The organism is Streptomyces sp. NPDC000878, assembly GCF_053599695.1.
In genome coordinates, this window is sequence record NZ_JBSFMT010000051.1 from 57,440 (window position 1) to 78,464 (window position 21,025).

Annotated in this window: 26 protein-coding genes; 23 read left to right on the forward strand and 3 right to left on the reverse strand. The window is 66.9% G+C overall.

The window, feature by feature from the left end; genetic code table 11:
• Window positions 1-235 precede the first annotated feature (235 nt).
• From ACWDR4_RS34030 to ACWDR4_RS34120, 19 genes are all read left to right on the forward strand, one after another.
• On the forward strand, window positions 236-1,303 hold the full coding sequence (locus tag ACWDR4_RS34030) for a pentapeptide repeat-containing protein (protein ID WP_450414121.1): 1,068 nt from the start codon (window positions 236-238) through the stop codon (window positions 1,301-1,303).
• A gap of 139 nt (window positions 1,304-1,442) precedes the next feature.
• Window positions 1,443-1,766 (forward strand): hypothetical protein, encoded by a 324-nt coding sequence (locus ACWDR4_RS34035; protein ID WP_450414122.1) that lies wholly within the window; start codon window positions 1,443-1,445, stop codon window positions 1,764-1,766.
• Window positions 1,767-1,802: 36 nt separating this feature from the next.
• Window positions 1,803-2,663 (forward strand): peptidoglycan-binding protein, encoded by an 861-nt coding sequence (locus tag ACWDR4_RS34040; RefSeq protein ID WP_450414124.1) that lies wholly within the window; start codon window positions 1,803-1,805, stop codon window positions 2,661-2,663.
• Between the two features lie 37 nt (window positions 2,664-2,700).
• Entirely contained in the window at window positions 2,701-2,937 is a 237-nt protein-coding gene (locus ACWDR4_RS34045; RefSeq protein ID WP_257542455.1) for a hypothetical protein, read from the forward strand.
• Between the two features lie 161 nt (window positions 2,938-3,098).
• Window positions 3,099-3,674, forward strand: coding sequence for a hypothetical protein (locus ACWDR4_RS34050; RefSeq protein WP_450414125.1), 576 nt, complete (start codon window positions 3,099-3,101; stop codon window positions 3,672-3,674).
• A 118-nt stretch (window positions 3,675-3,792) separates the two neighbouring features.
• Window positions 3,793-3,945: a hypothetical protein gene (locus ACWDR4_RS34055; RefSeq protein ID WP_450414127.1), complete on the forward strand. Its 153-nt coding sequence runs from the start codon at window positions 3,793-3,795 to the stop codon at window positions 3,943-3,945.
• Window positions 3,946-4,086: 141 nt separating this feature from the next.
• Complete coding sequence (locus ACWDR4_RS34060) at window positions 4,087-4,386, forward strand: hypothetical protein (RefSeq protein WP_450414128.1); 300 nt, start codon at window positions 4,087-4,089, stop codon at window positions 4,384-4,386.
• Window positions 4,387-4,420: 34 nt separating this feature from the next.
• Window positions 4,421-5,500: an AAA family ATPase gene (locus ACWDR4_RS34065; protein WP_450414130.1), complete on the forward strand. Its 1,080-nt coding sequence runs from the start codon at window positions 4,421-4,423 to the stop codon at window positions 5,498-5,500.
• Window positions 5,497-6,150: a hypothetical protein gene (locus tag ACWDR4_RS34070; protein WP_450414131.1), complete on the forward strand. Its 654-nt coding sequence runs from the start codon at window positions 5,497-5,499 to the stop codon at window positions 6,148-6,150. Before ACWDR4_RS34065 ends, ACWDR4_RS34070 begins: the two co-directional genes overlap by 4 nt.
• On the forward strand, window positions 6,147-6,914 hold the full coding sequence (locus ACWDR4_RS34075) for a hypothetical protein (RefSeq protein WP_450414132.1): 768 nt from the start codon (window positions 6,147-6,149) through the stop codon (window positions 6,912-6,914). Before ACWDR4_RS34070 ends, ACWDR4_RS34075 begins: the two co-directional genes overlap by 4 nt.
• Before the next feature lie 163 nt (window positions 6,915-7,077).
• On the forward strand, window positions 7,078-8,118 hold the full coding sequence (locus ACWDR4_RS34080; protein ID WP_450414133.1) for a PD-(D/E)XK nuclease family protein: 1,041 nt from the start codon (window positions 7,078-7,080) through the stop codon (window positions 8,116-8,118).
• A 101-nt stretch (window positions 8,119-8,219) separates the two neighbouring features.
• Window positions 8,220-8,504 (forward strand): helix-turn-helix domain-containing protein, encoded by a 285-nt coding sequence (locus ACWDR4_RS34085; RefSeq protein ID WP_450414134.1) that lies wholly within the window; start codon window positions 8,220-8,222, stop codon window positions 8,502-8,504.
• 42 nt (window positions 8,505-8,546) lie between these two features.
• Complete coding sequence (locus tag ACWDR4_RS34090) at window positions 8,547-9,563, forward strand: hypothetical protein (RefSeq protein WP_450414135.1); 1,017 nt, start codon at window positions 8,547-8,549, stop codon at window positions 9,561-9,563.
• 155 nt (window positions 9,564-9,718) lie between these two features.
• Window positions 9,719-10,369 (forward strand): hypothetical protein, encoded by a 651-nt coding sequence (locus ACWDR4_RS34095; protein WP_450414137.1) that lies wholly within the window; start codon window positions 9,719-9,721, stop codon window positions 10,367-10,369.
• Window positions 10,366-10,521 carry a hypothetical protein gene (locus ACWDR4_RS34100; protein ID WP_200724296.1) on the forward strand — a complete coding sequence of 52 codons (156 nt, stop codon included), beginning with the start codon at window positions 10,366-10,368 and terminating at the stop codon, window positions 10,519-10,521. Before ACWDR4_RS34095 ends, ACWDR4_RS34100 begins: the two co-directional genes overlap by 4 nt.
• Before the next feature lie 347 nt (window positions 10,522-10,868).
• Window positions 10,869-11,324, forward strand: a complete 456-nt coding sequence (locus tag ACWDR4_RS34105) for a hypothetical protein (protein WP_450414139.1) — start codon at window positions 10,869-10,871, stop codon at window positions 11,322-11,324.
• Between the two features lie 10 nt (window positions 11,325-11,334).
• On the forward strand, window positions 11,335-12,813 hold the full coding sequence (locus tag ACWDR4_RS34110) for a DNA cytosine methyltransferase (protein ID WP_450414140.1): 1,479 nt from the start codon (window positions 11,335-11,337) through the stop codon (window positions 12,811-12,813).
• Between the two features lie 62 nt (window positions 12,814-12,875).
• Window positions 12,876-13,217 carry a hypothetical protein gene (locus ACWDR4_RS34115; protein WP_450414142.1) on the forward strand — a complete coding sequence of 114 codons (342 nt, stop codon included), beginning with the start codon at window positions 12,876-12,878 and terminating at the stop codon, window positions 13,215-13,217.
• Window positions 13,217-13,789: a hypothetical protein gene (locus ACWDR4_RS34120; protein WP_450414143.1), complete on the forward strand. Its 573-nt coding sequence runs from the start codon at window positions 13,217-13,219 to the stop codon at window positions 13,787-13,789. Before ACWDR4_RS34115 ends, ACWDR4_RS34120 begins: the two co-directional genes overlap by 1 nt.
• A gap of 124 nt (window positions 13,790-13,913) precedes the next feature.
• Here ACWDR4_RS34120 and ACWDR4_RS34125 read toward each other — a convergent pair whose 3' ends face one another.
• Window positions 13,914-14,627 (reverse strand): hypothetical protein, encoded by a 714-nt coding sequence (locus ACWDR4_RS34125; RefSeq protein ID WP_450414144.1) that lies wholly within the window; start codon window positions 14,625-14,627, stop codon window positions 13,914-13,916.
• 239 nt (window positions 14,628-14,866) lie between these two features.
• Between ACWDR4_RS34125 and ACWDR4_RS34130 the strand changes: the two genes are divergently transcribed.
• Window positions 14,867-15,178 (forward strand): hypothetical protein, encoded by a 312-nt coding sequence (locus ACWDR4_RS34130; RefSeq protein WP_450414146.1) that lies wholly within the window; start codon window positions 14,867-14,869, stop codon window positions 15,176-15,178.
• Window positions 15,179-15,284: 106 nt separating this feature from the next.
• Here ACWDR4_RS34130 and ACWDR4_RS34135 read toward each other — a convergent pair whose 3' ends face one another.
• On the reverse strand, window positions 15,285-16,577 hold the full coding sequence (locus ACWDR4_RS34135; RefSeq protein WP_450414148.1) for a pentapeptide repeat-containing protein: 1,293 nt from the start codon (window positions 16,575-16,577) through the stop codon (window positions 15,285-15,287).
• A 156-nt stretch (window positions 16,578-16,733) separates the two neighbouring features.
• The gene (locus tag ACWDR4_RS34140; protein WP_450414149.1) at window positions 16,734-17,906 is read right to left on the reverse strand and encodes a hypothetical protein; all 1,173 of its coding nucleotides are present in this window, start codon (window positions 17,904-17,906) and stop codon (window positions 16,734-16,736) included.
• A gap of 521 nt (window positions 17,907-18,427) precedes the next feature.
• Between ACWDR4_RS34140 and ACWDR4_RS34145 the strand changes: the two genes are divergently transcribed.
• The 3 genes from ACWDR4_RS34145 (at window position 18,428) to ACWDR4_RS34155 (ending at window position 20,991) form a co-directional block, all read left to right on the forward strand.
• Entirely contained in the window at window positions 18,428-19,420 is a 993-nt protein-coding gene (locus ACWDR4_RS34145; RefSeq protein WP_450414151.1) for a hypothetical protein, read from the forward strand.
• An 82-nt stretch (window positions 19,421-19,502) separates the two neighbouring features.
• Complete coding sequence (locus tag ACWDR4_RS34150; RefSeq protein ID WP_450414152.1) at window positions 19,503-20,549, forward strand: N-6 DNA methylase; 1,047 nt, start codon at window positions 19,503-19,505, stop codon at window positions 20,547-20,549.
• A gap of 127 nt (window positions 20,550-20,676) precedes the next feature.
• Entirely contained in the window at window positions 20,677-20,991 is a 315-nt protein-coding gene (locus ACWDR4_RS34155) for a hypothetical protein (RefSeq protein WP_450414153.1), read from the forward strand.
• The last annotated feature ends 34 nt before the right edge of the window (window positions 20,992-21,025 follow it).

A 21,025-nucleotide genomic window follows, 5' to 3' on the forward strand; every position in this document is an offset into this window, starting at 1 on the left:
CGCAGGTATCGCGTATGAGGTCACGTTGTACGGCCCCAACTATGAGTGCGTTTGCGGCCGTTGTGGTCAGCTGCACACACAGCTGACCGCGGCGTAGTGCAGGCGAACGGCCCCAGAGAGCCCCGCCGGAGGAGGGGCGGGGCAAGTTCCGGGTGCGTGGTCTGGGGCAACTCATGTGCTCTGAGCCTGGCCAATTACCGCGCGCTGCGGCCGGGACGGGGACATCATGCCGAGCATGAACCCCGCACGCCTTGTCGGCTGGATCGAGACGCGGTACCTGCCCGTAACTGGACTAATCCTTGCGGCCGTCGTCCTCGCCATCGCCCTGTGGTCCGCACACCGCGACCGCTCTAATCTGTCGCTGACCACTGACGCCGAGCGCAAAAGGCATGCGCAACGGCAAGCCATCCGCGCAGCACTAGGCAGCGTCTCCGGCGTCACCATGTTCATCTTGCTCTTCTGGCAAGGCCCTTGGTGGTTTGATCACAGCCATCTCCGCAAGACCAATCTCGAAGCCGCCGACGGGGCCATCATCACCGGCTTCCGCACCGGACTCGTCGCCCTCGCCGCCGGCATCATTGCCGGACTTGGCCTCTACTACACCCACCGAAGTCACCGGCAGACTGAGAGGCTCTTCGACCACACGCGAGACAAGGACCGCGAGCAGGCCGAGCTCACCCGCGAAGGGCAAGTCACTGGCCGCTACGTCGAAGCCGTCAAACTCCTGGCATCTGACAAGATCACCGAGAGACTCGGCGGCATCTACGCGCTACAACGAATCATGGGCGATTCGCAGAAGGACTACATCACCGTTGTCGAAGTGCTCGCTGCCTTCCTCCGTGAACCTCTCCCGGCGAAGCGCAGAAATGACAACAACCTCCCCGGCGACAGGCAAGCAGCCCTCACTGTTCTGGGCCATCGAATCCCATACACCGGCAAAGGGCATTACACGCTTAACCTGCAAGGCGCCCCACTCTCATACGCGCACTTCACCGGGACAGAGTGGAGTCATGCCAACCTGGCAGGCGCCAACCTTGCCCGGGCAGTGATCGTCGACATCTATGGAGAGAGCATGAACTTTGCAGGCGCCAACCTTGCAGGCGCCGACATGCACAACTCCAACATGCCCGGTGTTGTATTCAGCGGCGCTGACCTCACCGATGCCCAGCTTCCTGGCGCCATGCCCCGGGCAAGTCTGTACGGAACAGACCTCAGGAGAGTCCGGAACCTCCACCCCTCCAACCTCGAAAGCGCCTATGCCGACGCAGACACCAAGCTTCCAGAGGGAATGGCAGTCGACTAGACAACTCCTTCGAAGCCCGAGTAGTGGTCAGAGCGATGTGTTGCCACCGAAAACGCTGGACGGTCACGCCAGTTAGGAGACTCTAATGGTGCGTCTCCTACACTGATCTTCAACGGCGCGGGGATGCCGGAGGACCGCCGTGACCGAGCCGCAGGGTCAGGACCCCACGCCGTGGGAGCTGCTGAGGGCCATGCAGCAAATGCGCGACGACCTTCGTGCCGACTTCGCTGCTCTCGGCGCTCGGCTCGCCGAAATGGTCACGAAGATCCAGTACGACGCAGACCGCCGGGCCGACGAGCTGAGAATGAAAGGCCTTGAGGAAGACATCGCGGCCATCAAGCGCGAACGGGATAGAGAGCACCAAGAGGCTCGAAATGTCCGGCGGTTGGCGCTCACGGCTTTGGTCGCTCCCATCGTCGTCGGAGTGATCGTCGCCGCCGTAACAGGCAAGCTCGGCCTGTAGCCTGATCAGGCGCGGGGGAGAAGCAGGAGCGCGCCGATGGCGACACCCCTGTCCGCGTCTACTGCCCTGTCCGCGTTCAAGGCGGAGGGCTTGGACGTGCGTGAGGTCCGATCGTGGGCCACGCACAACCGGAACCACGTCGGGGCCTGGGGGCCGGTGAACGGCGTGATGATCCACCACACTGGCCCATACTCCTCCACCGCCGGGATGGTCGCCCTCTGCTACAACGGCCGGGATGATCTCCCCGGACCTGTGTGCCACGGCGTGATCGATAAGACGGGCGCGGTACACCTCGTCGGCTGGGGCCGAGCCAACCACGCCGGCCGAGGCGACAGCGATGTGCTGGACGCAGTCAAGGCCGAGACGAAGCTCCCCGTCGACGACCAGGGCAACGCCGACGGTAACCCGCACTTCTACGGCTTCGAACTGATCAACGCGGGCAACGGGAAGGACCCGTGGCCCGAGGCGCAGGTCGAAGCTGCGGCCCGCGCCGCAGCGGCGCTGTGTCGGAAGCACGGCTGGACGGCGGGATCCGTCATCGGGCACAGGGAGTGGCAGCCGGGCAAGATCGATCCCACGTTCGACATGGACGACTTCCGCGCTCGTGTTGCCGTGCTGCTCAAGGACGACTCCCCGGCTGAACCGGCGAAGCCCAGTCCGCCGAAGTTCCCGGGGCGGAACGCCTTCGGACCCGGCAAGTCGAACGCGTCGATCCTTCTGCTGGGCCAGCAACTCGTGCGCTGGGGCTTCGGCAAGCACTACCGCGTCGGGCCGTCCCGCGACTGGGGGGAGGCGGACCGCCTCAACGTCGTGGCCTTCCAGCGCGCCCAGGGTTGGACGGGGTCCGACGCCGACGGCTACCCCGGCCCCGAGACCTGGCGGCGCCTCTTCTCCTGACCCGCACTTCAGACCAAGGACCAAGGAGCACGACATCGTGAACTTCTACACCTCACTCCTGCGCACCGGAGTCCCGGCCGTGGCCGGCTGGCTCGTCGCAGTCGCCCTGAGCCACGGCCTCCACCTGGACGCGACTGCCGTCACCGGAGTGCTCACCCCGATCGCCACCTTCGCCTACTACGGCGTGTTCCGCTTCGCCGAGGAGCACCTGTCCCCGCGGTTCGGCTGGCTTCTGGGATATGCGAAGCCGCCGTCGTACGACCTCGCGGCCTGACGCTCGGCTCAGCCGGGAAAGGGAGAAGCCCCCACTATGTGGGGGCTTCGCCTCTTGGAGATCTTCACCGTAACACCCGCTGGTGGCTCCCCCACGGGCACGCGATCACACGGTGCCCGTATTCTATAGGCGCAATGGCGAATGGTGAGGAGGTGGTCCTGATGACGGAGAAGGTGGAGAAGCCGCTTCTGGTGGGGCTCCAGGAGTTCGGCGCGCTCTACGGCGTGAAGCCGGCGCAGGCGTCGCAGTGGATCACCAGGGGCGCCCTCGACTACGAGTACGCCGTGATCGTGTCCGGCGCACCGTACTGGCTCCTGAGCTTCGCTGTTGAATTCGGCCCCAAGCGCCCGCGCCCCAAGGAGCCGAACGAGCACGTCGTCGACGAGATCAAGGCGTCGCAACCTGGGGGTGCCCTGGTCAGCTCGATTGCCGACGTTCCGCCGCTCGTCGGTTTCCAGGAGGGGGCGGCGCTGTGGGATGTAAGTCAGCAGACGCTGGCGGAGCGGGTGCGCAGCCTGAAAGAACTGCCAGTGGACTACGACTTGTCGGGGTCGAAGTTCTGGCTCTTGGACACGGCGCTTGAGCAGTTGGGGCCGGCGTTCAAGGCGATCAGCCGCGGGCGGGACTGGGCCGCAGACCGGGAGGTCGTGGCGGCTCTGCGTGAGCGGCGGTATGACGGTCCCGGCTCGGTGATCCTTCCGCGCGGGCCGGCTGCCCGCGAGGCCTCGAAGGCGTAGCTCCCTGCCCTTGCCCCTGCCATGAACTCCTGGCAGGGGCAAGGTTGTTGTGTGGACACCCCTCCTGAATGCCTATAGAATAAGTGTGTCAGTTGAGGTGATTCCAGAAGGGATACACGTGCGCATCATCGAACGCGATGACGGCCCGATCGTCGCCGTCCTCGATGTCGTTACGCCGAAGCTCAGGCTCCAGCCCTGTGTGTGCGGCGGTGTCGAGCATCAGGTCGCGGACCGCCTCGAACGCTCTAGGTGTCGCCTGTGGTCCGCCTGATCCGCCACCCCTTGAAGGTTGACAGCGCACACTCATCACGCAAGATAGGTGTTTACAAAACAAAGTGAACCTAGAGGGGGGTTCGTGAACCGCTGCCTGACCCCGCTGCCTGGATTGGAAGACGACGCCATCCGGCGACTCGTGGCCCCGGCCCAAACCGCCGACCAGTCCATCCAGGAACGCTTCGAGGCATTCCACGACCTCAACCCGTGGGTGTTTCGAGCCCTGGAACGCATGACCGCGGACTGCGCCGACAAGGGCTTCAAACAGCTCGGCATCGGCATGCTCTTCGAGGTCCTGCGCTGGCGGTACGGACAGGCAACAGAAGGCGATCCATTCCGGCTCAACAACAACTTCCGCAGCCGGTACGTGCGGCTCCTCATCGAGCAGCACCCCGAATGGGCCCGCCTCTTCGAACTGCGCGCTCTGCGCTCTTCCTGAACTTCCCACCAGCCACTGCCTCTTGGAGAGAGACGTGACTACCCCTGCCCCGGCCCGCCCGGCCAGGCCCAAACTCAAGACCCGCAAGCCCACTGGCGTTGTGCCGTGGCCGCTGATCCTCATTGAGGGCGAGGAGGCGAGCGGCAAGACCTACTCGGCCGCCGAGTTCTCCGCCTCCAAGCGCATCGGCCAGATGTACTGGATCGACCTCGCCGAAGGCAGCGCCGACGAATACGCGGCCATCCCCGGCGCCGACTACGTGATCATCGAGCACGACGGTACCTACCGGGACATCCTTGAGCAGATCGAAGCCGTGCATGATGCTGCCCGCGAGGCTGCCGCAGCCGGTGAACCGCCCGTCGTCCTCACCATCGACAGCGTGTCCGCCCTGTGGCGCCTGCTGACGAACTGGACTCAGGAGCGAGCACGCCGGACCAAGAAGAACGCCAAGGCCCTCGCCGAAGATCCGGACAGTGCCGTCGACATCCCCATGAACCTCTGGAACGACGCTGTCGAACGCTGGCAGCGGATCATGCACCTGCTTCAGACTCTGCCCGGCATCGCCATCGTCCTTGCTCGCGGCAAGCAGGTCTCGGCCGTCGACGACTTCGGCAACCCGGTCACCGGCCGCAAGGAGTGGAAGGTCAGCGGCCACAAGGACCTCGGGTTCGACGTCACCGTGTGGGTCCGCTTCCTGCGGGACGAAGACCCGCAGATCATCAAGGCCCGCTCCCTCAAACTGCGCGTCGAGAAGCGCCGGCCGCTCAAGGTTCCGGACTTCACCATCGAAACGCTCGTCTTCGAGAGCCTCGGTTGCTCCACCGCCTCCGCGCCGCGCGTGATGCCCGCTCTCGCCGGGGACCGAGTACAGCCCTGGCTGCAACGCGTCGCTGCCTGCGCGACCGTCGATGAGCTGAGCGCCTTGTGGCGGGCCACCAAGCCCGATGAGTCCGGGCTGACCCGCGGTGAGGCCACCATCGTTCAGAGTGCCATCAGCGCGAGGCACACCGAGATCACCACCCCGGAGCGGGACTTCACCGAAGCGGTCTCCGACGACCCGGCCGCCAGGCTGCGCGCAGCTGCTGAGCGTGAGAAGGGCGGTGAGGCGGCATGACGCAGCAAGTAGCCATCCAGGCGGCGGAGCGGCGGATTCCGGCGCCAGGCTGCACCAGCAATCAGGGCCTCGGAGCTGCCTCGTTGCCGAGACGCCTCTCGCAACTCCTCGACACGATACGGATGTACGGCGGTCGGTGGACGACGGCGAGGGTCAAGGCCGTGCGCGGTTCCGCAGCACCGGGCCGCCGGACCGCGCGCAGGGACCTTCAGGCCCTGCACCGGCGCGGATTCTTGACCATGCACGAGGTGGACGGCATCCGCAGCTACACCCTTATCAGGGCTCTCACGCCCTCGGCACAGCAGGATCCCGACTGGGTGAACGCCCTGTTGGGGGCCGCCGACGCGATCGAGGTGCTTCCTCCCGACACCGAACTCGATCCCGGCCGGGCGAACGCCGTCAAGCTACTCCGTCGGATGGCCGTCGAGGGCCTGGAGCACTACCCGCCCGCGCTTGTCTGGGCGAGGTATCTCGACGCGGATGATCTGGAGGCATTCCTCGAAGAGCTGTCCGTGGAAGCAGCGGGCTCGGACGATCTGGCCACGCTCGCGGCCGTGGAAAACACGATCGCCACCTGGCGGTTCATCGGCGAGGCGCAGCACGCGCACAACACCGCAGCCGGACCGGGCCGTTCGGAGGCGGTGGCGTGAGCGCGCGAGATCTCCTGATCGAGGCCATGGTGCAAGCCGGTTGGACCGAGCGCATGGCGACGCAACTCGTGGCGTCAGTGCGGGTCGAGGCGGTCACGGACTGGAAGAAGGAGGCTGGCTCCGCGGAGGGCTGGCCCGCCCTTCCTCGCATCGAGCTGTCGGACGTGGAGCTGGCGGCGCTCGCCCGGGTCGCGAACCGAGCGGTAGCCGACGCGATGCACAAGGACTTCTGCGACTGCGCCTCCTGGCCGGTCTCGTGTACCAGCGGCTACACGCCCAACCATTGGGTCACGGGTGCCTACCATCGGGCGCTGCCCCCCGTGATCGCCTTGTGGGAGGGCATGCGGCTCCTGTCGCCCGCAAAGTCCGTGCCGCCAGCGTCAAACCACCGGGCTCTGGCCGTCGCGCCTCCCAACTACGCGACTACGCCCAGTAGTTCCACCGGTCGCTGCGTCACACAGGACGGACGGCCGGTAGGCCATGCGTTCGACGAGCAGCACTGCCAGGCACTGGGCCTTGCCCCCGTCGGTCCGAACGACAGCGGTCTTCCGCCTCAGGACCCGACGACTGCGGGGATGGCCCGCGCCATCGAGGTCCTGCGGGAGGAAGGACTGTCCCTGGCCGCAGATCTCCTTGTGGCACAGATGCAGATCGACGCGCTGAACAGGACTGAGCCGCACGGCTTCGTGGGGCCGATGAACGGCACCTCGAACTTCTGCGACCACTGCGGTGCCCACCGGCTCGAACCGGTTCACGACGCCTGACACTCCGCTCCCACCGGGCCCTGCTATGGGGCGGGGCCCGGTCCCTCTTGGAGACCTGATGACCACACTCACCACCGAGGCCCCATCGCTCTGGCCTGCCGCACACGAAGCGGACGCAAGACGATCCCGCTCCCGCCAGCGACAGTTGGGCGCGTCCGACACCGTGTGCGAAAGACGCGCGGCGTACATCCTCGACGAGAGCGAGCCGACTGACGACTCCGATAAGCGGGCCGCGATCCTCGGTACCTACCTGCACGAGGGCCTCCTCACGGCGGCGAAGCGCGAGTACGGCTGGCTGATCGAGACTGCGGTCGGAGACGACTTGATCCGTGGACACATCGACGCCGTCCACCTGGACGCAGCCACCGCGCGCCGACTGCCCAAGCGGCTGCGACCGAAGCAGCCGGCCGACGTCGTGACCGTTGAGGACGTGAAGACGAAGAGCCTGTTCGTGTGGGACCGCGTCGTCCGCTACGGAGCCACCGAGGCCGAGATCCGGCAGGTGTACCTGTACGCGGGCCTGCTGCGGTCCGCGGGATTCGAAGACCGATGGGGCCAGCGGCCTCTGTCGAGGCTCGGCCCGATCGATGTGCAGCGCATCCGATTCCGATTCGTGTGCCGGGACAACGGCGAGGAGCACATCCAGGAGTTCGCCTACGACGAAGCGGAGGCGCAGCGCGCCCGCTGGTGGGTTGAACTCGTGCGCAGCTACGAGCACCCGGAGCAGGCCGAGCGGGACTTCGACGGGCCGGGCCTCGACGCGATCTGCGACTACTGCGTCTTCCGCACCAGGTGCTGGGGGCACGGCGTCCGTCCCGGAGCCCCGGTGCAGACCATCCTCATCCACGACGACGCCGACCGTGCCCAGGCGCTGGCCGAGTACGTTCACGGCCACGAACTGGAGACCCAGGGCAAGAAGTTCAAGCGGCTCGCCCGGGCCAAGCTCGACGCCTCCGCCGCAGGTGTGTACGGCGACAACGAGCTGAAGTGGCAGGGCGGCCGAGACGTCACGGACGAGGAAGTCGACCGGGCCGCCGTCATCAACCGCTTCCGTGAGCTGGGCGTCGACCTGCCGACGGAACCGGATCTGGACCGCGCCGTGGCCTTGCTGCAAGAGGCCGGGATCGCCGTGCCGATGCGCACTGTCCGCCGGACCACGGCTCGCTCTATCAAGGTCAGCCCCGCTCGCACCGGCACGACCTGACCTCGACTTTCCCACTGACCGCCGTGCACGCCGCGCCCCTGGGCTCCGGCGTGGCGTGCACGGCCGTTCTCTCCCCGATCGCGCTTTCCCCAAGGAGTGCTATGTCCGTCCACCTGTTGTTCGCCGCCGCCGACCTGTCGCCGAGGCAGGTGACCCCTTTGCAGAAGCTCGCCCTGATGAAGATCGCCGACAGCGCCGACGACCAGACACGTATCTCCACCCCCACCCTCCAGCGGATCGCGTCATGGGCCGGCGTCTCGGAGAACCAGGCGGACGAGATCGTCTGGGAGCTGGCGGAGAGCGGACTGCTTGCGGTCGACCGCCACGAAGACGAGGTCAGTTACCGGGTCTTCCCCGACGGAGTGCCATCCCTCCGACACGGATGAGCCCCCGACGCCACGCCCCGCATCGCTCAAGGGAAAGCCCGAATGTCCATAGCCCTGCTGGTCGCCGCCGCCTACCTGCCGCCCGAAGAGGTGAACCAGGGGCAGAAGCTGGCCTTGATGAAGATCGCCGACAGCGCCGACGACGAGACTCGCATTGCTCGGCCCGGCGCGCTACGCCTGGAAGCGTGGATCGGTGTCACGGAGAAACGCGCCATCACGATCGTCACCGAGCTAGTCGCCAAGGGCCTGGTGGAGCGGCTGGTAACGGGCAAGGAAGGCCGTTCCGCCGCCTACCGGATCTTCCCCCACGGCGTGCCTGACACGCCCACACGCGCCGAACTGGAAGCGCGCAAGGCGCAGCGGGAGACGAAGCCGAAGAACCAGAACAAGGCCCGCAGAGAGGTGACCAGAGCCCGGCCGTCTAGGCCCGCGATGACCCGTAGGGACGTGGAGGATCGTGAGGCAGCCAGGGCGGCCCGGGCCAAGACCGTCAACGACGGGGGCCAGCAGGGCGGCCAGCCGGATCCTGGCCCGGAAGAGGAGCCCTCGACGGCCGCAGGGTTTCACGGGTGGAACCCGGATGGGCGTGAAGAGTGGGTTCCACCGGTGGAACCCACTGAGTTTCAACCGTGGAACCCTGACGGTTCCACCGGTGGAACCCCTTCCTTTCCTTCTTTTCCTTCCTCTGATCCTTCCTGTACCCCCCTTACCCCCACGGCTGACGCCGCAGGGGAGCCCGCTGCCGCCGAGAGCAATCCGCCTGCTCCCGCTGCCCGTTGCCGGAAACACACGGAACGGCCTGGAGCCAACTGCCGGGCGTGCGGTACGTCTCCCCGAGCTGCCCGGGAGCACGACAGGCGGGAGGCCTCAGACGCGGCGCGACTGGCTGAGCAGGAGCGGTTGGAAAAGATGCGGGCCGACAGGCGGGAGGTCCTGGCCCGGCGGGAGGCGGACCCCGAGGGATACCAGAACGCGCGGCTGGAGGCTCAGAGAGCCGCCCGTGAGGGGGCGATCCGGAACAGGGAGCGCCCGGCTGGACGTCAAGTCACAAGAAGATAACGCTAGTTGCCGGGATTGGATCACGCTCCGTAATGCCTATAAAATAAGTGTATCGAGTTGAGGGTGAGACACCCACCCCCTCGGGTCGATGAACTCGCAAGGCCGATCCGGCTTCAAAGATAGGCGTTTACTCTGTAATGTAAACGCCGGGCCTCTTGGAGGAGACCGTGGACAACCTGGCGCTGGCGCCCCTGCCTGACCACAACCGACTCGACGACCCCCTGTGGCAGAAGCTGTGGCACAACTACAGCCACGTCATCACCCCGCTGCGCACCCTCGGCCTCGTCACCGACGTCGAGCTGTGCGGCGGCGAGTACAACGTCGTCGCCGACCTCCCCGACGGCACGCACCTGCTGATCGCCGCTGGCGAATGCCTGCCGGTTGACCCCGCCGAACTCGCGGGCTGGACGGTCATCCGCGCCCACCATGACAACCCGACCGTCGACTCCCTCGTGTACGACTCCACCGACGGCGGCGACCAGGAGGAGAACGGCAGCGCCACCGCCCCGATGCTCGGCGCGATCACCGAGTGGCTCATTCGCAATGAGCACCACCTGCACCTTCCGGACTTCCACCTCCGGATCGAGGCCCTCCTCGCCAGCCTCCAGGCAGCCCCGACACGGCCGGAGGCCGCCAAGAGCGCCTGCCACTGCCTCTTCGCGCATCCGGCCAACGACGCCGAGCGGGCCGCGCTGAATGAGGACCTCGACTACGCGCGCACCATCGGCGACCTCTTCGGCATCCAGGTCGCCCTGGTCCGCCTCACCACGGCATCCGACTGCCCCGCCCGCAAGGAGCAGCCGTGACGATCCTCTACTTCCTCCTCGTGCTCGGGCTGGCCGTTGCCGGAGGCCTCGCCTTCCTCGTGCTGGAGCAGGTCCGCTGGGACCGCCGAAACCGCCGCTTCCACTGCATGACCTGCGGCAACTACCACGCCCGCCACGCCGACCACCGCTGACCGCGCCGGCCCGCCCCGTCGAGGGGCGGGCCCCTGGACCAACCTCTTGGAGACCTGCATGCGCGGCCACCGAATCCGCCTTCGTTTCACCAGCTGGCCCCGTCACGGCCTCGAACTCACCGACACCCCCCGCCCTCGCTGCGCCGAATGCCACGGACAGGGCGGATGGAACGAGGACTACGCGGACCCGGACGGCGACTACGGGGGAACCAACTGGGTCATCTGCGGGTGCTGGCGGCCGGAACACCACCGGTTTCTCCTCCCACTCCCGCGCCGCCGCCCCCGCGGGACCTTCAGCGACGAACCCCCCTTCTAGTCCGCCCGATCACTCGCGCCCGGAGACACCCGTGACCCGCACCGGCTGGATCGAAGCCGCCCCTTGCAAGGGCATCGCCGGCTTCGTGCACCGCCCGTCCACCGCTACCGCCGACACGGCGGAAGACGACGCCCGCCAACGCGTCGACCACTCCCGCAGCCAGCTCGACGTGTGCCGCCGCTGCCCCTTCCGGCAGGAATGTGTGGAAGCGGTCGCGCCCGGACAGAGCGGCTTCGACGGAGTGTGCGGGGGGCGGGTGTGGCGCGACGGCCAGGTCCTCGCGACCGCCTTCGATCACCGTAAATCCGGGCCCGACAACACGGAGTTGGCCGAACGGGCCGAGTCCCGCTACCGCTGCGGCACCGATGACGGATACCGGCAGCACCTGCGGGCGGGCGAGAAGCCCTGCCGGGCCTGCACCCCGGCATACGAACTCACGGCGCCCGCCCGCCGCGCCAAGTACCTGGCCTCGCGCGCCGCCACCTGACCACCACCCCATGTGCGAGGCCCAACTGCGGCCCCGACGCTCCCTCTTGGAGAACAACGTGCTCACCGTCGGCGACTTCTACGCCGGTGCTGGAGGAGCCTCTCTCGGCATAGCCCGCGTGCCCGGCTGCGCCATGCTCCTCGCCGCCAACCACTGGCAACTAGCCGTGGACACCCACAGCCTCAACTTCCCCAACGTCCTGCACGACTGCGCCGACATCTCACAGATCGACTTCCGCCGGTACCCCCGGGTCGACATCCTGTGGGCCAGCCCCGAGTGCACCAACCACTCCATCGCCCGTGGCGTCCGGATCGCCGCCGACCGGCAGCCCGACCTGTTCGGCGAGATCCTCCCGTCCGAAGCTGCCGAGCGCAGCCGCGCCACGATGGACGACGTTCCGCGCTACCTCGAAGCGATGCTGCTGCGCGGCAAGCCCACCCTTGGCGGGATCGTCGAGAACGTCGTCGACCTCATCAACTGGATCGGCTGGCGCTCCTGGAAGATCCGCATGGAGGACCTTGGCTACAAGATCAAGGTCATCTACCTCAACAGCATGTTCGCCAGGCCCCGCTTCGGCAGCCCGCTTGCCCCGCAGTCCCGCGACCGCATGTACGTCATGTACTGGCTGAAGAGCATCCGCGAACCGAACTGGGACAAGTGGCTCAGCCCGGAGGCCGACTGCCCCGACCACGGGGTCATCGCCGCACGCCAGTCCTTCAAGAACGGCATCGAGTGGGGCCGCTACCGGGCGCAGTACGTATACGTCTGCCCGGCGCCCGGCTGCAAGCAGGTGGTCGAGCCACCGGTACTCCCGGCCGCGGCCGCCATCAACTGGAAGAAGCCTGGCACCCCCATCGGCTCCCGCAAGCGGCCCATCGTCGAGAAGACCCGGGATCGCGTGCAGGCCGGCATCGACCGGTACGAAGGCTGGCCCTTCGCCGTGCCCATGGAAGGCCGGGACGGCAAGTCACCGTGGTCGCTGGTCGGCGGGCCGATGCGGACGTTCACCACCCGCCAGGAGACCGCCATCGCCTACGGGCCCGGCCAGTTCCTGCCGTTCATCGCGGAAATGCGCGGCGGCGGATCACAGAAGAAAGCGCGCGGTGTCGACGAACCCCTCGCCACGTTCTGCGCCTCCGGCCTCCACCATGCGCTTGTCACCCCGCCCCTGCTCGTCCCGTACTACGGCAACGGCAACGCCCGGCCCGCGAGTGACCCGCTGAGCACCGTCACCACCGTCGAGCGGCACGCCCTGGTCACCCCGCCGCTGACCAAGCCGATCACCGTCGACGAGTGCCTGCTCCGCATGCTCGACCCCGACGAGATCGGCCTCGGCATGGCCTTCAACGACACCTACAAGGTGCTCGGCACCCGGCGCGAACAGGTCCGCCAATACGGCAACGCCGTCACCCCGCCCGCTGCCGAGGTCCTCATGTGCTGCCTCGTCGAAGCCATCACCGGCCAGGACCTCTTCGCCCTCGCCGCCTGACCCACCAACCACCTGAACCCGCCGCCCGGCCCCGCCAAGGGGCCGGGCCCCAGGAGGCCAACATGCCCACCATCACACCCAGGCTCGACCTGCTCACCGGGCAGCAACTGCTCGCTTCCCTACTCGACGCCTGCGGCGGACTCGTCACCTACCGAGCCGAACACCTCGGCGCACATTTGGGCATCTACACCCGGTTCAGAGCAGCCGGCGAGCACTGCGAGGACGAGGCCCGCTCCCGTCTCGTCCCCGAAGGGGGAACCGCCAAGTACCTCTGGTTCCGCGACGAAGAGGACGAGAACATCGCCGAGCTCCACGTGGAGATCGACGGCGTGAAGACACCGACGGGCAACAAGGTCATCGTCACCGCGACGCCGAACACCTATCAGCCGCGGAACGCCCAGTGATGACCGTCCGGCTCCTGCCCCCGGTCACCGGCAGCCGCGACCGCTCGGACGCGCATCCCCTGGAGGAGGCGCCCCCACTGGTCCGCACTCGCGCGATGTCGCGCTGGCACCGGCCTCGCTCCGGCTACCGCGAGGCCGTCGGCCGCGTCGTCCTCAACCTGTGGTGCGGTCCGTACGTCTCGGGCGACTACCTGACCCGGACCATTCCCGTCACCGGCGAACGCATCTGCGGAACCTGCGAAGGTCGCGCCGCTGGCGCGGGACAGATTCCCCAGCCCGAAGGCCGCGAACTCGTCTTCAACCCGCGCGAGTTGCACCGTCCCCGCTACTGCCCCGGCTCCCGCACAGTCCTCTACCAGGAGCAGCCTGGAGGACGGGTCGGCCGCTGCCTCGTGTGCAGCACGTACGAACCCGTCCGCGCCATGGGCGGCCCGTACGACCCGCGCTTCGCGATCACCCAGCACCCGCCCGGGCCCGGCCTGGTCAGCCCCTGCCCGTGGCACCGCTGGAAGCAACTCGTCGCCCACGACGCCCACGCCGTCTGCGCCTGCTCACAGGGGGCAGCGTCATGACCCGCCACGTCATCCAATTCAGCGGCGGCATCGGCAGCTTCGCGGCAGCCATCCGCGTGGCGAAGCGGCACGGCACGCACGACCTGGTCCTGCTCGACTCACCGGACACTACTTAAAGGCGGCACTATTCCCACAAAACTACCTGAATCGTAAGTTCGTCGGGAATATCCTGGATGGTTGGTGGTGATGTCACCGCAAACGCGGCAGTATCTCCTTCCGATGTGGCGAAGCAGTATGTACCCGTGCGGTAGGCCGTGACTCCTATCGGATCACTGGGTTGCGCGGGTGTTCTTTGCGTGCATATCTCTTTGGTAATCTCATCCAGAGGCTTACCCACTTCCGCGACGCGACCAGTCATTACCAATACTGCTGGCGTCGTAGAGTAGTCTCCTCGCAAGTCATCATCTACTCCTGAGAGATTTCCCGGTTCATCGCTATCAAGCTCAGCTCCCGTAGTAGAAACGGAATTGAGGTTCACGGGAATTTTAATTGGCCCCTTCCAGCGGGGCTTGGGGGACTTAGCTTCTGAGGGCGGCGACGATTTGGCCGGCGGCTCAGGCGTATTTGACTTCGACCGTTCAACCGTTGGTTCCGTCGGGAGGTTGCTCGAGGAATCAGGAGGTGACTCGGGGGCTGTACTGACAGGGGTTGTATTATTTTCGCTAAAGTCTCCTTTTTTTCCACCGGAGTCCTCTTTGGTGAGAAGAGGTAAAAATCCAACCACCAGGGCAACGATTGCGCCGAGGATAGCCGTCAGTATCACTTCCGGGTGCTCTGACCAGGCCCGCCTGACGGCGCCCTGTCGTCCCTGCGGCGCACCGTCTGAATCATTGGCCATAGCTCCCCCGAATGATCTTCCCTTGAGCGCAGTCCAAGATTAGCCCCTTCCAGGCTACAACGGGAGGCACTTGCATAAGCGTCCGTATTCCCCATTGCGGAAACGTACCTTCACCGGTCACTTGCCGAGATGCAGGGTTGCGATAGTGACCGCTGATGTGAACGTCAGACCGGCTTTCGGAGTTGCGTTTCGTGTGCGGAGGGGCTGGTGCCCCTACTCGCATTCCTAAGAAGACCCGAGTGGGATCTACCGGATTCAGCGTCACCCAGAGTGGCGCCAGCGCGAAGGAAGCCTTCGACGCGGCCTTCGAGGAGGCCCAGTTCGAGCACGGCCACGGGGGCTACACGGGCAGCATCGCCGAGAAGGACAGTTACACCGTCATCTCCGAGAGCGTGGTCGACCAGCCGATCGCTGAGGAGTACGCCAGCCACCTCATGAATTGTGGCGACGAGCGTATCGACGACAAGTGGGGCCCGGCCGGCGTCGTCTCCGTCACCCCGGATTCGGACGGCCAGCCGCGCTTCCTCTTCTTCGGGTTCGCCAGCAGCTAGCCCCGCCCTTTCCTTCCGGGGGTCGGGCCTTCCCCCCCGGCCCCCGGAGGACCCAGCACGGGCGGGTAGAGGAGCTGGCCGACCCCGAAGCCGTCGGCGTTCACTCCTACAAGTCCGGGGTCGGTTTCGAGTCTGTGGGTGCCGGGCACGGGCGCCGGGGCGTGGGGGGTGACAGCGGTTTGTCCTTGCCCGTTCCAGGTGGGAGGCCGATCACGGTACTGAGGTCGAGGCCGGTCAGGTTCGCACCAGCCAGCGTTGCGCCCGTGAGGTCGGTGCTAAGCAGATTGGCACCGCGGAGGTCGGCGCCCGTCAGAAGAGCGCCCGCGAGGTTAGCGTGGCTGAGGTCGGCATGGCGCAGGTCGGCGCCCGTCAGGTTGGCGCCGAGCTTGGCTTGACCCTCCGCCAGGTCCGGCGGATACGACAGTTGCGCGTTGTTCAACCCCGCTCCGCAAAGGATTGCCCCACCAAGTTCGGCAGAGGTGAGGTCCGCATTTCGGAGTTCGGCAGCCGATAGGTCGGCGTTGAATAGATGGGAGCGCGTCAGGTCGGCGCCCTCAAGGTTTGCCTCGGCGAGCTGGCCGCCTTTGCCTTCCTCGTCCGAGAAGCGGGTCTCTTGGAGATCTGCTTCGGCGAGGATCGCGCGGGTTAGGTCAGCATGAACGAATGTCGTTCCCGTGAGGTGAGCGCCTCGGAGATTCGCCTCACGGAATACGGAACCGTCCATGTGGGCCTTCTCGGCGCGCGCCTTCGTCAGGTCCGCGCCAGTCAGGTTCACTGCGATGAGTTTGGCGTCGGCCAGATACGCGTTGGTCAAGTCGGCTCGGCTCAGGTCCATCTGCGTGAACTCAACGCCTCGCAGGTCGGAGCTCTTCAGTCTGCTTCCGCCGAAGGGAGACCTAGACGAAGGGGGAGGTGCGCCTGGTGCGGTGTTTTGACCTGCGAGGTGAATGCCTCGCAGGTCGCTGTCAGACCAATCGACGACTCCGAGGCTGTCCCGGCTGAGTGGGCGGTCCTCCAGCACTCGGATCACGGCCAGGACCGTGGGCGGGAGACCCGGGGGTTTGGATCCTGCCTTCTGTACAGCAAAGCCGCTGGCAGGGACACGAGAGTGGGACCGGACGAACGCAGAGAGCACTGACACGATGCGCGACTGGTCAAGAGGTGAGTCCTCCATGATTCGCTCCAGCGCGTAGATGCCGCCGAAGGTTAGCTCCTCATCATTCTCGCCGAGCTGTTCGATCGCCGCCGTGAAACGCTCCGTGATCTGTCCCTGCTCGGCGATCCGCAGTTCGGTGTTGCCCTGGGCCAAGGTGGCGGTGCTGTCTCTCCAGGTGAAGATCAGCGCGACGGCGGCGGCTAGGCCTGGCAGGAGGGAACCGGCGATGAGCCACGGAGACATCCTGGCGCCGTGTCGGCGGCCTTCGCTAACCCTCGGCCGCGGGCCGTCCAGACGGCGGCGTGATCGATCTTCGCTCATCCCTCTATGGCACCTGATTCGGCCTCGTGGCGCATGCCCACAACCGTCCCCACAGGGAAGCGGCATCGTTGAAAAGGCTCACGTGGAGAACAGTGTCTGAAGCGGTGGGGGAGCGAGGCTAGGCATCAGGTCCCACTGGCAGCCAGGAACCCGTTGGTCGAGGTCCCGCAGCATCTGGCGCGACAGAAGCAGTGACAAGGAGGAGCGGGCGCGGTCGGCCTGGCTGTTCCGGGCGGGACGTAGCTCGGCGAGCAGGTACGTCGCTCCGAACGGCAACCAGCGCGCCAGTGTCCATTCCGTCACGGCGTCACCGGGCTCGCCGGTGTCGAGTTCAGCCTCGGCCCGCTCGGCCAGATCCACCGCCCACTCGTGGAGAGAAACATCTGCCTGCCACGCGGCGCGGAGATCCTCAAGCGGGACGGTGGCCGCCAACTTGCGGAGCGCATCCCGGACGTCGCCACGAGGAAGGAGCGTGAAGCCGTCCTCCTCGTCGAAGACGGCCTCGCCCACACTCTCGGGCACGTCGGCCATGGTGTACTCGGCCAAGGAAGCCATTGGATTGGCGCCTGCCTCGGGCTGCATGGCGCGGAACAGACCGCCCAACCCGTCCGGGGTGATGGCCGGACCACCCGTGAGCATGATGTCCGCCACCGCCACGGTGGCGTCCTTCGGGGTGAAGGCCGCCGGTTCAGGGTTGCTGTCGTACGCGGCGAGTTCCGGTGGCGGCCATTGCATGCCCTTCTCACGGGCCCAGCGTGCGATGCGCTCATCGATGCGCCGCACGCGGGCAGGTACCAAGGTCATGGCGCCAGCAGCAGCGGCCCGCTCGGAGGCCTGTGCGATCCGCTCCTCGTCACTCTCCGGGACACCGCAACGTCCGTCGCCAGCCCCTTCGTCGGGAGGGGCTCCGTCGCTCAAGACGATGTCGTCCACTGCGGCGGTGAACGCCGCCCGGACCACGGCCTCCGACACAGGCAGGTCCTCCGCGAAAAGCAGGAGTGCGAGGTCCCTTGGCCGCCGCCCTCGGCCCGCCAGCCGGGCCAGCGCCACAACCAGATCGAACGCCTCCGGCTCTGGATGCGACCCCGTGCCTTTTCCTCGGCCGAGCCGTACGACCTTGTTGCCGGGAAGCAGTGGCCACTTCCGCCGCCGCCAGGTCTCCAGCTGCTTCACGGTCACTGTGAAGCCGTGCTGCTGAGCATGATCGATGAGCTGCTGATCCGCCGGACTCGGCGTCATATCGCCAGACACAGGCCGACGCTACTCCCTTCGCCTTCCTGGGGCGGGGATTACAGACCCCCCACCTTTGCCGGGTCGGTCCGGCCGGGCGCTGATCCGATGGTTCTCGGCCCCGCGCTGTACCTCACGAACGCGGAGCCGGCCGGAGCAACCGTCTGGAAGAAGGGGGTGGAGGCGATGAGTCGTCGACGCCGTGCACTAAGAGGAGACCGCGGGGCTCGTGCTCCGCGACGCCGGGAGGCCGCCCGAGATTCCTGGGCTACGGCAGCGGCTATGGCTGCCGTCTCGGGAGGAGTGCGCGCTGTCGTGGCCTGGCTGCTGAGCCTGCTGGGCGTGGACTTCTGGGCGTGACGCTTTACGGCCGTCAGGCCGCGATCTTCTCGACATTGTCCCAGTTGAGGAGTTCGCGGCCGGGCCGTAATGGGTCGTCCAGCCGTTGAGATTTTCCCTTGGCGATCTTTCTCCCCCCTCTGAATGCCTATAAAATAAGGGTAGTGGTGAGGGGGACGGCCCCACACCTGAAGGGAGACACAGTGACCCCAAACATCCATGTGCAGACCGCCCCGGCCGCAGATGACGAGGTGGTGACGGCACCCCTCGCCATGCTGCGCGCGGCAGCTGTCCACTGCCTGCCCGATGGCGACAGTGGCGGGTACTACGCCGTCGTCCCGCTTGCCGACGGCACGCGCATCACCTTCGCCGGCACCACCGTCAACCGCGAACACCCCGACGTCAGCATCCATCACCCCGTCCGAGACCACGACAGCTGGAGCGCGCAGTGGAGCGACGGCGGAAGCGTGTTCGCCGATGTCTACGACTCCCGCGACCAGCACCTCGCGTACGAAGCGGACACCGCCGCTCTCGTGGACGCTGTCCTTCGGTGGATCCCCCGGCACGGCGGCAGCGCCCCGGAAGGAGGCGTAGGGGAGACCGCCGAGCAGCTCGCGACCACCGCCCTCGCCGAATGGGGCATCACGGCACACACCGATGGCGACGCCGGTAACACCTGGCTGGTCATCAGCAGCGACCAAGCTGCGACAACCCTCACCGCCACGGGAAGGGCCTCCTACGTCCTGCTGTCGCTCCACAACTCGGACGACGACGAATGGGTCCTCGACCGTCCCCCCGTCCGCCCTACCGACAGGTGGAAGCTCTTGACCGGAGACGGAACCGGTGCCGAGCAGGACTGGATGACCCAGCCGGTCGACCAGCTGACCAGCTGCGTCGAGGCGATCGCCGACTGGCTCACCAAACCCCAAGCGGCCACGACCTGGTGGGTGGTCTACACCGACGACGGCGACGGCATCGGCATCGTCGGATGCCACGAAGTCCCTGACTCGCTGGAGGACCAGGAGGAGCTGTTCCGGGAGTTCGAGGTCGCCTGCCTCAGCGTCAGATGCGTCGTAGCCGTCGACGACGAGGCCGCCATGATCGCGGTCCTCCGCGAATGCGACCCGTCCTTCCGTGACCAGGAGCAAGCCGGCGCGCTCCTCGACGCCGCTATCCAGGCCCTCGGCACGCACTGACCCCCTCCGAAGCTCCCACCGCCCCCGGCGTACGGCCATCCGGCCGCGCACCGGGGGCGGCCCACGTTCAGACAGGACAACCATGCAACTCGACCTCTTCGCCGAGCTCGGCAACGAATCCGAACCCCCCGCCGTCCCGCCGACCTTCCAGGCCCGCTCGGACGCCACACCGCCCGCCACGAAAGCCGTACCCACACCGGAGAGCCGTCGGAGCCTGCCGCAGTTCGCCGTACATCGCAGCGACGGCCCCACCTTCGGCGAAGCGATCGCCGACGCCTGGCATCGCGCACACGGCGGCAGCCGCATGGAGATACCCGTCGGCGTCGTCGCAGCCCTCGCCCTGTGGCCGATCAGGGACTACCCCCGAGACCTCGCCCAGTTCTTCAACCGCCTCGACGGACAGCAGATCGTCCAGTGCGTACGCGAGGCCGCCGCCTACCACTGGATGCGCCGCCCCGATCTCATCGGGGTCGCCCACACCATCTTCAGCTGGGCCGACCGGGACGACCACACCAAGCATGAACTCCATGCCATCCGCGAAGTCGCCCGCGCCGCGATCCGCCACAACGTCCTTGACTACACCGGCAGCAGCGACCCGTACGACAACGCCGACATCGACCTCATGTCGTGGACCATCACCAACCTGCGCTCTCGTGGGGCCACTAAGGGGCTCGGCGAGTACCACACGCCCCCCGAGATCACCGACATGATGTCCCGTCTCGCGGGCCCCGACGGGGGCCGCGGTGATGTGTCGGCAGCCTGGCTCTTCGAGGATGCCAAGCCGGGCATGTCGATCTTGGACCCGTGCGCCGGGACGGGCGGCATGTTCCGGTCCTCCGCTCAGCACCTTCGGTACAAGGGGCTCGATCCGGCGGACTTCACGTGGTTCGCGCAGGAGATCGACCCGACGGCGGCTGCGGGATGCGCGGTCAACATGATCGTGTGGGGCCTCGGCCCGATGGCGATGGTGGCGTGCGGCGACACCCTCGCTGAGGGCGACATGTGGAACCGCGCGGTCGAGCACCGCCGCGAGATGGAGAAGCGTCGCGACCGGATGGCCGGCGCGGCTGCGATGGCTGCGGCCATCGAACGGGCACAGCGGCTCCTCTCGGTTGCCGAGGCCGCCTGACCTGCATAAATGACGTCCAGCCGTTGAGATTTCCCTTCGGTGACCTTTCCCCCTCACCCTGAATGCCTATAAAATAAGGCTAAGAGGTGAGGGGGACAGCCCACCACCACAACCACGAAAGGCACCCATGACCACCACCTACGACGCGGTCAACGAGGCGAAGGCCTTCCTCGACAACCCGACCTTCTACAACGCCGTCGCCGAGTTCGGCCTGCACTGTGACGCCGCCCTCCAGTGCGCCGAGCACACCATCAGTGCCCTCCGCGCCAGCGGCATCGGCACCAGCGCGCCCGCTGACACCTGGATCAACACCGTCCACCAGGGCCTCGTCGCCTTCATCGCCCACACCATCGCCGACTCCTTCGAAAACTCGCCCGGGGCCTACTTCAGGGCCCGCGCCGCCGCAGCGGTCACCGCGATCCTCCCCAACTACCTCGACTAACCGGTGCGGCCGGGGCGCCACCAGCGCCCCGGCC

Bases quoted from the DNA above. Each gene is read 5' to 3' on its own strand.
- ACWDR4_RS34030 (WP_450414121.1), top strand. From the start codon at position 236: ATGAACCCCGCACGCCTTGTCGGCTGGATCGAGACGCGGTACCTGCCC.
- ACWDR4_RS34040 (WP_450414124.1), top strand. From the start codon at position 1,803: ATGGCGACACCCCTGTCCGCGTCTACTGCCCTGTCCGCGTTCAAGGCG.
- ACWDR4_RS34050 (WP_450414125.1), top strand. From the start codon at position 3,099: ATGACGGAGAAGGTGGAGAAGCCGCTTCTGGTGGGGCTCCAGGAGTTC.
- ACWDR4_RS34070 (WP_450414131.1), top strand. From the start codon at position 5,497: ATGACGCAGCAAGTAGCCATCCAGGCGGCGGAGCGGCGGATTCCGGCG.
- ACWDR4_RS34085 (WP_450414134.1), top strand. From the start codon at position 8,220: ATGTCCGTCCACCTGTTGTTCGCCGCCGCCGACCTGTCGCCGAGGCAG.
- ACWDR4_RS34090 (WP_450414135.1), top strand. From the start codon at position 8,547: ATGTCCATAGCCCTGCTGGTCGCCGCCGCCTACCTGCCGCCCGAAGAG.
- ACWDR4_RS34110 (WP_450414140.1), top strand. From the start codon at position 11,335: ATGTGCGAGGCCCAACTGCGGCCCCGACGCTCCCTCTTGGAGAACAAC.
- ACWDR4_RS34115 (WP_450414142.1), top strand. From the start codon at position 12,876: ATGCCCACCATCACACCCAGGCTCGACCTGCTCACCGGGCAGCAACTG.
- ACWDR4_RS34120 (WP_450414143.1), top strand. From the start codon at position 13,217: ATGACCGTCCGGCTCCTGCCCCCGGTCACCGGCAGCCGCGACCGCTCG.
- ACWDR4_RS34125 (WP_450414144.1), bottom strand. From the start codon at position 14,627: ATGGCCAATGATTCAGACGGTGCGCCGCAGGGACGACAGGGCGCCGTC.
- ACWDR4_RS34135 (WP_450414148.1), bottom strand. From the start codon at position 16,577: ATGTCTCCGTGGCTCATCGCCGGTTCCCTCCTGCCAGGCCTAGCCGCC.
- ACWDR4_RS34150 (WP_450414152.1), top strand. From the start codon at position 19,503: ATGCAACTCGACCTCTTCGCCGAGCTCGGCAACGAATCCGAACCCCCC.
- ACWDR4_RS34155 (WP_450414153.1), top strand. From the start codon at position 20,677: ATGACCACCACCTACGACGCGGTCAACGAGGCGAAGGCCTTCCTCGAC.